At 60.7% G+C, this 11,000-nt stretch carries 12 protein-coding genes and 1 pseudogene; 4 read left to right on the forward strand and 9 right to left on the reverse strand.

The window, feature by feature from the left end:
* Positions 1–471: pseudogene (locus tag QOC89_RS18275) on the forward strand (class II glutamine amidotransferase); the annotation flags it as partial.
* A 146-nt stretch (positions 472–617) separates the two neighbouring features.
* Here the strand turns inward: QOC89_RS18275 and QOC89_RS18280 are convergent.
* Positions 618–761 (reverse strand): hypothetical protein, encoded by a 144-nt coding sequence (locus QOC89_RS18280; protein WP_323046312.1) that lies wholly within the window; start codon positions 759–761, stop codon positions 618–620.
* A 606-nt stretch (positions 762–1,367) separates the two neighbouring features.
* Positions 1,368–2,063: a GntR family transcriptional regulator gene (locus tag QOC89_RS18285; RefSeq protein WP_323046313.1), complete on the reverse strand. Its 696-nt coding sequence runs from the start codon at positions 2,061–2,063 to the stop codon at positions 1,368–1,370.
* Between the two features lie 229 nt (positions 2,064–2,292).
* Between QOC89_RS18285 and QOC89_RS18290 the strand changes: the two genes are divergently transcribed.
* Together QOC89_RS18290 and QOC89_RS18295 are read left to right on the forward strand one after the other, a co-directional pair.
* Positions 2,293–3,798 carry an MmgE/PrpD family protein gene (locus tag QOC89_RS18290; protein ID WP_323046314.1) on the forward strand — a complete coding sequence of 502 codons (1,506 nt, stop codon included), beginning with the start codon at positions 2,293–2,295 and terminating at the stop codon, positions 3,796–3,798.
* Between the two features lie 116 nt (positions 3,799–3,914).
* Positions 3,915–5,405, forward strand: coding sequence for an MmgE/PrpD family protein (locus tag QOC89_RS18295; protein ID WP_323046315.1), 1,491 nt, complete (start codon positions 3,915–3,917; stop codon positions 5,403–5,405).
* A gap of 723 nt (positions 5,406–6,128) precedes the next feature.
* Here QOC89_RS18295 and QOC89_RS18300 read toward each other — a convergent pair.
* The 4 genes from QOC89_RS18300 to QOC89_RS18315 all read right to left on the reverse strand — a co-directional run bounded on the left by QOC89_RS18300 (position 6,129) and on the right by QOC89_RS18315 (position 8,342).
* Positions 6,129–6,431, reverse strand: a complete 303-nt coding sequence (locus tag QOC89_RS18300) for a hypothetical protein (protein WP_035484207.1) — start codon at positions 6,429–6,431, stop codon at positions 6,129–6,131.
* A 46-nt stretch (positions 6,432–6,477) separates the two neighbouring features.
* Positions 6,478–6,765 (reverse strand): hypothetical protein, encoded by a 288-nt coding sequence (locus QOC89_RS18305; protein ID WP_323046316.1) that lies wholly within the window; start codon positions 6,763–6,765, stop codon positions 6,478–6,480.
* A gap of 62 nt (positions 6,766–6,827) precedes the next feature.
* Positions 6,828–7,283, reverse strand: coding sequence for a hypothetical protein (locus tag QOC89_RS18310; RefSeq protein WP_323046317.1), 456 nt, complete (start codon positions 7,281–7,283; stop codon positions 6,828–6,830).
* Positions 7,284–7,382: 99 nt separating this feature from the next.
* Positions 7,383–8,342, reverse strand: coding sequence for a tyrosine-type recombinase/integrase (locus QOC89_RS18315; RefSeq protein ID WP_323046321.1), 960 nt, complete (start codon positions 8,340–8,342; stop codon positions 7,383–7,385).
* Positions 8,343–8,723: 381 nt separating this feature from the next.
* On the opposite strand from QOC89_RS18315, the gene QOC89_RS18320 reads away from it, so the two are divergent.
* The gene (locus tag QOC89_RS18320; RefSeq protein ID WP_323046318.1) at positions 8,724–8,963 is read left to right on the forward strand and encodes a hypothetical protein; all 240 of its coding nucleotides are present in this window, start codon (positions 8,724–8,726) and stop codon (positions 8,961–8,963) included.
* On the opposite strand, the gene QOC89_RS18325 is transcribed toward QOC89_RS18320, so the two are convergent.
* The 3 genes from QOC89_RS18325 to QOC89_RS18335 form a co-directional block, all read right to left on the reverse strand.
* Positions 8,960–9,199 carry a hypothetical protein gene (locus tag QOC89_RS18325; RefSeq protein ID WP_323046319.1) on the reverse strand — a complete coding sequence of 80 codons (240 nt, stop codon included), beginning with the start codon at positions 9,197–9,199 and terminating at the stop codon, positions 8,960–8,962. The two genes, QOC89_RS18320 and QOC89_RS18325, sit on opposite strands and share 4 nt — an antisense overlap.
* Before the next feature lie 515 nt (positions 9,200–9,714).
* Positions 9,715–10,734, reverse strand: coding sequence for an IS110 family transposase (locus QOC89_RS18330; RefSeq protein ID WP_323046320.1), 1,020 nt, complete (start codon positions 10,732–10,734; stop codon positions 9,715–9,717).
* A gap of 100 nt (positions 10,735–10,834) precedes the next feature.
* A partial coding sequence (locus tag QOC89_RS18335) for a DDE-type integrase/transposase/recombinase (RefSeq protein ID WP_323046322.1) occupies positions 10,835–11,000 on the reverse strand: 166 nt, incomplete at its 5' end.

Below are 11,000 nucleotides of genomic sequence, written 5' to 3' on the forward strand. Positions count from 1 at the left end.
CGATCTGATGGTCGCGATCGCCCCTGAACTGTTCCCATCGATCGAAGGCTCGACCGATTCCGAAGTGCTGTTCTTCCTCGCGCTCACGTTCGGTCTCGAACTGGCGCCCGTCACGCTCTCGAGCGGATGGTGGCGTTCGTCGAGCAAACCGGCCGCCGCCACGGCGTCAATGAGCCGCTCAACATGACCGTCTGCGCAACCGACGGCGAGCAGATCGTCGCGGTGCGCTATTCGAGCGAAAAGCAGTCACGCTCGCTGTTTCACAACACGTCGTTCCGTCATCTGCACGAGTTGTATCCCAACGATCCGCGCATCGAGATGGCCGGGCAGGATGCGTTTCTGGTCCTTTCGGAGCCGCTCGCCGATTTGCCGGGCTGGTGGCAGGAGATTCCGGAGAGCACGGTGGTCGTGGCGCGCGGCGGCGAGATCGAGCAGTTTCCGTTCGAGCCTCAAGCGGCTTCAGTGGCCTGAGTGGCTTGGAAGCGCCCCTTGACTACGCGCTGCGCCGAAGGGCCGTTCAGGGGTCGATAATTGCCGGGCCGCGGATGGTTAAGAAGGACGTTTTTTATTGCCCGGCCGCATAGCTTGGGCGCTCACGTCGTGGCGCCGGTATGCGCTCAACCGGGCCGTGCCTGCGGGCATTCGGTCCGATACCAGAGATCCACCTGACGCTGCGCCGCCTCAAGATTGGCTGGGTAGTAAGGATCAAAGAACCATCCAGGGTGGTAGCCCGCTTCCTCCAACGCCGCCAGTTCACTCATATTGCTCCAAAGAAGCGACGCTTACTGCGCATGGCGTATTCCCGGCCGCAGTCCGGGGTCTCGAGCCCGGGCGCTTTCCTGTTGCTCGATTTGCGCAGCGTATGTCATCGACTGCGGTCGCCATCGGCTCCTGCCCTCTGCGCCAACTCGGGCAAGTCCTTGAACTCGCTATGCAATGCATCGACCACGCAACGGCTTTTCCATTATCAGATAAAACGCGGCCCATAGCAGGAGCGTGAGTCCGAGCGCGGCCGCTGCGGCGCGAGCGTAGTTCATGACAGCACAATCTCCGCCCAGCATCGTCTGGACGGTGCCTGCCAGTAGCGTGAAGATCGCATGGTGCGCGATGTGATGCGGCTGTCTCGAGTTGATAGTTCGGCCGCGGAGCGCGGAGATGCAGATGAATGGTTGGTGCAAATCCCTTCGGGTCCTTGTGAATGACTGGTTCGGAAACGGCGAGAATTTTCGGGTCACCCGACCAGATGGTTCGAGGAAAATGCCATGGCGAGTTGTGAGAGTCGAAGTAACTCGCTCGGCCGGAACGTTTGCGCTTGTCTTCTTTCGACATGGCTATGGCTCATGGTGCGTTTACCCACCGCCAACTGTTCAACCAGCATTGAATTGGCATTGATCCCACGCCCGTTCGATTGCCTGCAGCGCACTCAACACGATCGACCGGTTCAGCGCCGCGGCCAGTACGCCATCTCTTTCCGCGTACGCCTCGCACAACCGCTGATGATCCGCGCACGAGCGATGCAAGCGACCAGGCAACGACGTGCTGAAGCGGCGCAGCCGGTTGATTCGCATGCGCATGGAATCCAGCACCTCCTTGAAGATGCCGTTGCCGCACACTCGCAACTCCTCGTCGCGAAACGCGACATTGGCCCAGAAGTAGCCGTCCACGTCGCCTTGCGCGGCAACCTCCGCGAGACGGCGATGCGCGCCCCATAGCGATTCGATGTCGGCGTCGGTCGCACGTTCGACGATTGCCCTCGACACTTCGGCGTAGAGAATCGCACGTAAGTGGTAGATCTCGCGCACATCCTTCAAGTTGACCGCTGCGACACGTGGGCGCCTGCGCGGCGACCAGTCGACGAGTCCTTCGCGGCTCAGTACGAACAGCGCTTCACGCACCGGCGTGCGGCTCACGTCGAACCGTTTCGCGAGATCGACCGAGTTCAGATCGTCTCCGGGCAACAGGCGGCCTTCGATAATGCCGCGCGCCACCCACTCGACGATTTTCCCGACTGACGACGATTCGCCCTCGCCTTCGAGCGCGCTTCTGTCGACATTCTGAGTCATCGCAGCTCCTTTCGACGTTGGGTCGCACGGGGTGACCAACTGGTCAACTCCAGCTAACGGTGTCGCCCGAGTCTTCGTGGGAATGGAAAAGCCTTGCCCTCATCGATTTGACGGTGAGTACATCTGCGGTTATCTTTTAAGCAAACACAACATCAACTTGACTGGACCACGAAAAGTGTCGACACTTCGACAGTTTCGACACTATCTCACGAGAAGTCAGGGAGACGCCATGGATAGGGATGGAGATTTCACGCCGGCACGTCGACGGCTATCGCGGCGACGGTTGCTGCAGTCGGCGGGCGCGCTCGCTGCGCTGTCGCTCGGGCCGCTGCGCGTCGCCATCGCCGCGAATGAAAGCACGTCCACAATCCCAACCCCGACCGGCGCCGACATCACCGGACGGCTCGCGCGCTACATGGTATCGGCACGCGACACACCATTGCCCGATGCGGCGATGCTCGCATGCAAGCACCGCGTTCTCGACACGTTCGGCGCGATGGTGTCCGGTTCGCGGATGCGTCCCGGCATGATGGCGTCGAAATACGTGCGCGGATTGGGTGGCGAACCGCAGGCATCGGTGATCGGCTCGATGTTCCGCACGACGACGGTCAACGCCGCGCTTGCCAATGCCATGTGCGCACACTCCGACGAAACCGACGACTTCGAGCCTGTCACGAAAGCGCATCCGGGTAGTTCGGTCGTGCCGTCCGCGCTGGCGGTCGGCGAACACGAAGGGCAAAGCGGCGAGGCGCTCCTGCGCGCGGTGGCGCTCGGCTACGATCTTTCCTGCCGTCTGCTGATGGCGCTGGGCCCCGACCTCGTGCGCGGCTCGCATCGCAGTGCAGAGGGCACCGCGTCGACGTTCGGCTCGCTGGGCGCGGCAGCATCGCTTGCAAGGCTCGACGAAACCCGGATGCGTTATGCGATTTCGTATTCCGCGCAGCAGGTGTCGGGGCTATGGAGCTGGGTCAAGGACAAGGACCACATCGAAAAGGCCTTCGATTTCGCGGGCATGGGTGCACGTAATGGCGTAGAGGCGGTCGGCATGGTGCAGTCCGGTATGACGGGCGTCTTCGACGTGCTCGACGGCACGCATAACCTGTTCATCGCGCTCTCGACGAACCCGCAACCGGAAGCGATGCTCGACGGCCTCGGCAGCCGCTTCTACGTTACCGAAACGGCCATCAAGACTTTCTCGGTCGGCTATCCGATCCAGTCGCCGCTCGACGCGCTGCTTAGCTTGCGCAAGCAGTACGGGTTGACGCCGGAGAACGTGCACGCCATTGTCGTCAGGATTCCGCCGGATGCCGAGGGTATCGTCGGCGATAGCGCGATGCCCGACGTCAATTGCCAGCATCTGGTGGCGTTGGCGCTCGTCAAGGGCGCGGTGTCGTTCCGCGACAGTCACGATGTCGCGTTGATGCGCGATCCGGCCATCCTCGCGCAGCGCGCGAAAGTCACCGTGCAACCCGATCAGTCGTTGAAGGACCCGGCAGCGCCTCGCGGCGCCAAGGTCGAAGTCACGCTGACGGACGGCCGCACCGTCGAGCACTACACGCGCTTCCCGCCGGGCACGAAAGAAAACCCGCTGTCCACGGAGGCCGTCAATGCAAAAGCCCGCGACCTGATGACGCCGGTTCTCGGCGCGGCGAAAACAGACAAGCTGATCGAGACGATCAACCGCCTCGAAACGCTCAAGGACATTCGCCAACTGAGGCCACTGATAACGGCGTGATGAGCGCAAGCACGCCACGCGCCTGTCTGGCCACCACCGCAGCCCATGGACGTCGCTCGCTTGCGACGACACATTGCGCCGCGCTATCGAAAATCGAATCCGTAGGAGACACACTCATGTCCGCAATCGATCGGCGTCATTTTCTGAAGACCAGTGCTGTGGGCGCTTTGGCGTCGGCAACGGCCAGCACGGCTGTTTTCGCGCAATCCGCCGATGCCGGCAAAGCGGCGTCGGCAACTGCGGCCGCCAGCGGCGCCAATGCGCGCCCGCCGAAAGTCACGCGCATCCTCGCCGAGTTCATCGTCAGGACCGGCTACCAGGACTTGCCCGCGCCCGCTCGCAAGGAAGGCGTGCGGACCTTGATGAACTGGGTCGGCGTTGCGGTCGGCGGCTCGCATGACGAGACAGTGAATCGCGCGGTTGCCGCGCTTATGCCCTTCTCCGGGCCGCCGCAGGCCAACCTTTTGGGCCGCACCGAGCGCTTCGACATCATGAACGCGGCCTTCATCAACGGCGTCAGCAGTCATATCTTTGACTATGACGATACGCATCTGAAGACCATCATTCATCCGGCGGGCCCCGTCGTGTCCGCCATTCTGGCGTATTCGCAATATCACCCCGTATCGGGCAAAGACTTTCTGAACGCACTGGTGTTGGGTGTGGAGACCGAATTGCGAATCGGCAATGCGGTGTATCCAAATCATTACGATGTGGGCTGGCACATCACGGGCACGTGCGGCGTATTCGGTTCGGCGGCCGCCACCGGAAAACTGATGGGCTTGAGCACCCAGCAGATGGTATGGGCGCTGGGTCTTGCAGCGTCGCAACCGGTCGGGCTGCGTGAATCGTTCGGCTCGATGAACAAGAGCTTCAATCCCGGACGCGCGGCCGCGAACGGCATTTTCGCGGCGGTTCTGGCGGGCAAGGACTACACGAGTTCCGACGGCATGATCGAAGCGAAGCGGGGCTGGGCGAACACCATCAGCACGAAGCAGGACTACCGCGAGATCACCGAAGGTCTCGGCTCGCAATACGAGTCGACGCTCAACACCTACAAGCCGTTTGCGTGCGGCATCGTCATTCATCCTTCTATCGACGCGGCGATCCAACTGCGCAACCAGTACCAGCTGAAGGCCGACCAGATCGAGCGTATCGATCTTCGCGTGCATCCGCTCGTCATCGAACTGACGGGCAAGAAGACGCCGCAGATCGGCCTCGAAGGCAAGTTCAGCATCTATCACGCGGTGGCGATTGCGGTGCTCGACGGCGCCGCGGGCGAGAAGCAGTTCAGTGATGCGAAGGTGCGCGACCCCATGACGGTTGCACTGCGCGAAAAAGTGAATACGGTCATCGATCCCGCGATCAAGCCAGAGCAGGTCGACATGACGATCACACTGAAGGACGGCCGCAAGCTGCACAAATTCATCGAGCACGCGATAGGCAGTACCCAAGTGCCGATGACCGATCAGCAACTCGAAAAGAAATTCGCCGATCTCGCCGACGGGATTCTTTCGCCGGCGCAAACCCGCGCACTGATGGACAAGTGCTGGCACGTCGAGCAACTGGACAGCGCAGCGGAAATCGCATTGGCGTCGTTGCCGCAGTAGACGGCGAAGGGCAGAGCGCCACGTCTGCGCCCTGCTGCATGCGATGCGTCAGAGCGCTGCGCTTCGCGCCTGGGTGAGATGCAATCCACCATCCGGTAGAGTGGCGCCGCGGCTGGGGGTTCCGGCGTGCAGCCAGGCCCGGGCGACGTCGATGGCGATAGCGCTGCGGCAGCCCTCATTGCAGGCAGTGCATACCAGCTATGATTTCTGCTGCGCGACGAGTGCGACGAGTGCGACGAGTGCGGCAGAGCGCGGCTCGCGCGCGGTTGCGGGGACGGACCGCGGGCGTGGAAGGCTCGGCGGCGCGCAAGTGACCGTCGGCGTCGCAGAAAAAGAGGCGGAGAAGGGATACCAGCAAAGCGGGGACTGGACTATGTCCGTCCCCGCTGATATTCGCTAGCCCGTTTCCCAGTTCGTACTGGCACCGGCGGATTGCAGCGCTGCCCCCGCCCGGTTGCTGCGGGACATACCATCGGCGGGTGGAGCGCCTGAAAAATGTTCTTGCGCGTATCGACGAGACTGCTGGCTCAGGTCAGCCGCTTACTCTGGCAGCGTAACGCCCCGATCGATAAATGGCGCCACGCTCACATCACGCGGCGCCCGAATTGCTGGGGGACTGCGTACAGACGCCGTCCTGTCACAGACGACGGCTTGGGCTCGCCGGCCCGCATCGCTACGCCATGGCGCGGAGCGGCTAACACTTACATGGCCTACCAGGACCTGCTACACGCTCTGGCCAGCTTTCTCAATCTGCCGATGCAGACAGGCGCGCATGTCGTATGCAGCGTCGGCGGCCCTGCTTGCATAGCCCTCGCTGATGACGACCGTCTCCGCCTTCACCTCAAGCAATTCACCGGCGGCATCACGCACGCGATTGATAACTGTCTTCGAAAGCCGCCAGACCCACTCATCCAGCCCGATCTTGTCGCGGGACGGATACATGGTGCCGAAGATCTCGCCGTGGGTGAAGGAAAACAGGTCGTCCCGGGTCACCGTAAATTGCAGTGGGGTATCGTTGTCTGCCAATTCATGTCCTCGTTGAAGGTTTTCGTTCCGCTGGCGCCGAGCGTAGTTACACATCGTCAATGCGCGCCTGATCATCCAGGTCGTCGTCATCGTCATCGGTCAGCGCCGCGACCCTTGGCCACGGCCACGGCTGGGTGGCCCAGTAAGGCGGCTCATCAATCCGCGCGAAGTCGTACTCCTTCGGCTCGTCAAAGATGTCGTGACAGGTCTCGTCCAGTATCTGTTGCATGTACTCAAGGTCGCGCAGGCTCATGCTGTGCCATGCCTTGTAATAACGGTGCTCGCCGGCGATAACTTTACGGGACGGGAGGTCGATGAGTATCCGGTGGGACATATAGGGATGACTCGCCCACAGGGATTCCCACCGACCAACGGCATAGCGGGGGCGCGGTGTACTCAACGAAGCATCCCCGCGACGCTGGCGCTGACCGGTTTTCCGCCCTCGCGGTCCACGTAGAATGCAACCGAACCTCCGACGACGTCGAGCGAGCGGATATGGATTGCCTGATCGGCGGTGGGCGGCGGCCGCCTCTCTGAATCGCCGGGCCGCGCCACATCGAGCGCGTTGAAGGTGATCGGGTACTCGGTCATCTGCGCGTCCGCTTGAACGACCAGCCTTACGCAGTCATGGCGCACGCCGACCAGTTCTGCCTCAATGATTCGGTTCAGAACGACGTCGAGCGCGGTGTCGATCTCCGTGGATTGTGGTTGCGTCGGCTCGTCGGCTACGAGATGAACGATCGCTCGAACCAGCCTGGAATTTTTCATGAGCGCGATGCGGTATCGGGTGACGCGTGGTTCCCGATTCTGCGCCGGGTAGATGATGTCCTTGAACGCGCTTTTATAGATCATGACTGTAGCCCGGAGATATGGCCGTACCCCGTGTACGGTTCACACACCAGGCTACGCGGCGGTGGCCAAAGTCAAGGGAGCACCCGGCACGCATGAGACTTATGCGGCGTTTGCGGCGTCATCCTCTCCTTGCTGCTCGTCCATCTCACCAGCGTTAAAAATAGTCTCGCGCAACCGGGTAGCCGTCCGATGGCTGGACAGGCCCATCAGGCTGCTCACCTGTTCGTTGGTCTTGCCTTCCAAAAGGTGCCTGCGACCATACGTGTTGCGCAACAACCCCGGACTTTCGTCGGCAGCCGCAGCGCCGGCAGCGCGTAGCGCACTCCGCACGCACTGCCCGAGCGTTGCGGGCTTCATTGGCTTGCCGCCTGCCGTCGCCATAAAAAGCAGACCGTCCGCCGGGGATAGCGCAGCGCGCGCCTTTGCGTACTCACTCACAATCTCAAGCGCGAACGCGTCGACGGGCACGCGGCGCGCGATTCGCGGCCCGCGCTTTCTGACGAACACGCTGACCCGTGCCCCTCGCGCGTCGAGATCGTCCACTGTCAGCGCGCTGAGTTCGGCCGCCGTGATACCGGTCGCGAGCAGCAGCGCCACGATCGCCCGGTTACGCAGTTCCTTGAACGACTCGAAGGTCGCTGCGCGGCAGACGTCCTGAACACGGGCATCTTCGTCCGGCCACAGAAAGACCGGCATCGGCTCATCGTCTGGCCAATGCTCTCGCGGCAGGAGGCTTGCAGCAGGGTTGTCGGTGCGCAGACCCTGCAGGGATAGATGGCGTGAGAGCCGGTCCATCAGTTTCAGATATCGAAGGCGTGTCGACGTACCCGGCTCGCAGTCGCGGTCGAGGTCAGCAAAGAAGCCGTCGATGTGATCAGTGCCAAAGTCCATCAGGGTAATGCCACGGCCGCCGAGATAGCGATGGAAGCGGGCAAACATCGAGCGATGCTGAACGATGGAGCGCTCGGCAAACGCGCGCCTATCCGCACCGGTTGCCTCGGCGCGCTGCCATTCGGCATAAGCCGTTTCAGGGTCCGACAGCCAGAGTTCGGAATCCATAAATGTATATACTGAAATTGCACCTTCTCCCATGATAGCGAAGCTCCCGCTTCGCTAAAACCCGGCCGTCAAGGAGTAGGGGCAGTCCGAAGGCTAAGAGAAGGGCGGGCGGTCGGTTCATCAGTAGGGCAGCAGGTAAAAGACAGTCTGTTTGGCTATCGTACCTATCGCCGACCAATGTCAAGGCGCCGTCCCGCGGCTGGACTCAAATGAAATGAGAGGCCTCTCGGCCAATAGCGCCTGTCAGTAATGCACGTCCAAAGCAGTCGTTGGTTGAGAAATTTCTCACGCCGGCAACCCAAGTCATCAAAATGGCATACTTGAGTTGATATGCGGACCTAAGAACCCGTGTGGCCACAGTTATGCCCCTGGAAGCTACCCATGCTTGAACCACTGTCCAATCTCACCGATGGTCAACTCCAACGCCTAATCTATTCGACCTGGGACTTTCAGCAGGCTCTTTCGGCCCTGACGTTCCTCATGGAAGAGTGCGATTTTCTGGATACTCTTTGCCACCAAGAACCCGCGATGACTGCAACTCAAACACACGGCCGCAACGATGCCATCGACGGCTGCAAGCTGCCACACAAACACGTCTTCCTTTATCCTTCCCATGGCTAAATCGGAGTGTTCGAAAGACGATCGACGATCTTGTTATAAGCGCGCCGTGCCGCGCGTTCGCGCGTGTTCTCGCCGTCATATTCTTCCATCACGAAGGTGTCGCGCAGGGCCGAGCAGACCACGGCCATTTTGGGGTAGGTTTGCTCGAGGTAGGCCAATGCAATCTCTGCCGCGGCCTGGTCGCCGCGTCCAAGTACGTAAGCCCGTAACCGATCCATTGAAGCGACAGTGTTCATGACGCGGTCCGCGTCGCCACCGGTTGTCTGAAATGCTCCCTCTGTCTTGAAAAATGGCGTCCTCATCTCTCGATGTTTTCCCTAAAAACGAGAACAAGACAAGAACAAAATTGGTTTTGTCGCGGTAAGGATAGCGGAAGAACTGCGATCGCTATGCAAAGCACTGCTTATGTTGCCAGTTCGTAGAATTGATCGGCGCCAGACGGATGGGTTCCGCGAGCACATTTCATCTGTCCTTATATGAACGCCTCCCGTTTGCGACGGTTTTTCGCGTGCTACGACTGCGACAGGATGGGTTGCAGCTTTATATTCGGGCTTATTGCAGCCTGATACGCTGCGGCCCACTATGAAATCCGCTGGCCCGCACCTCATTTTTGGCCCGAGCTCGAAGCTCTTGGACAGATTCAGGTTTAGCGAGTCCCGGTCCGACCTGTCTTGTCATCACATACGATTGCCAGCGCAACCTTTCGACGTGTCATCCTGCAAACGTTGAACTTGTACAGAGTGGTTGCCGGTCAGGCCGGCTTCACGCTCACGTGATCCTTGTCGTACTGTCGGTCATGCGCCAGGATCGCCCAGATCGTGCGGGCCATCTTGTTGGCCTGTGCCACGACCGCTACATTCATCGGCCGCCGCTTCCTGATCTGCTCAAGCCACGGCCCAGGCTCCTTCGTGTGGAAGAGCACGCTGCGCGCACCGTGAATCAGCAGCTTGCGTAGATAGGTATCGCCTCGCTTGCTGATCCCCAGCAACTGGACCTTGCCGCCCGAGCCCGTTTGTCTCGGGACCAGCCCGATCCAGGCCGCGAACTCACGCCCGGATCTGAACGTTTTCGCGTCTCCCATCGTCGCGATCGCGGCGGTTGCAGTTAGCAGTCCGACACCCGGGATCGCAGCAATTGCCCTGCATGCCTTGTCCTCTTTCAGCCAGGCCTGTAGACGCCGTTCGATTTCGGCAATCTGCCGGTCGAGATCCGCCAGGCCGCTCCACTGTTCGTGCAGCGTGTCGATCAGAATCATCGGTAAACGGCCCACCAGCCGCTCCAGCACATCCGGCACCGCCTTATCCAGCGCAGCCCGACCCTTGCCCATCACTTCACCGTATTCGGTCAGCAGGCCACGCAGACTGTTGATCTGCATCGTCCGGAATTTCACCAGCTGTTCCCGCATCCGGTGCAGCCCCAGCACTGCCTGCTGTGTTTCCGTCTTCACCGCAACTGACTTGCCCGGCTGTTGCGCCGCCATCCAGATCGCACGCGCATCAGCTGCATCATTCTTGTTACCCATCACGAACGCCTTGACGAACTTCGCCGGCATCAGCTTCACCTGGTGGCCCATCGCCGTGAGCTTGCGGGCCCAGTGCTGCGAACCACCACACGCCTCCATCCCTATCAGGCACGCAGACCGGTTCGCAAAATGCTCAAGAAACGCCGTCCGCTTCACGGGTTTGTTTACGATCTCGCCCGTCTCCGCGTCGATGTAATGGAGCTGAATGACGTTTTTTGCAATGTCCACACCTACCGTCGTAATATCCATTTGGAGCCTCCGGTTTGCCTGGGAAATCTCTATGGTCTTCCATTCTGGCACTTTGATGCCGTTGGCCCGTAAGGCTCCGCTTTCCTCTCGCTTCCACCGCTCACGGGTGGGAGGCGTTCATATCATTTTTGGCGATCATGTGCATAATCTCAATGCCGGCCTGAAGGATGCGGGCACAGCGAAAAGTTCTGAATCCCAGCATGGGTCGCGTGCGTCGCTTGATCGCCCGATGGTCCTGCTCAACCAAGTTGTTGAGATATTTGGAT

The organism is Paraburkholderia sp., from assembly GCF_034668105.1.
GTDB lineage: Bacteria > Pseudomonadota > Gammaproteobacteria > Burkholderiales > Burkholderiaceae > Paraburkholderia.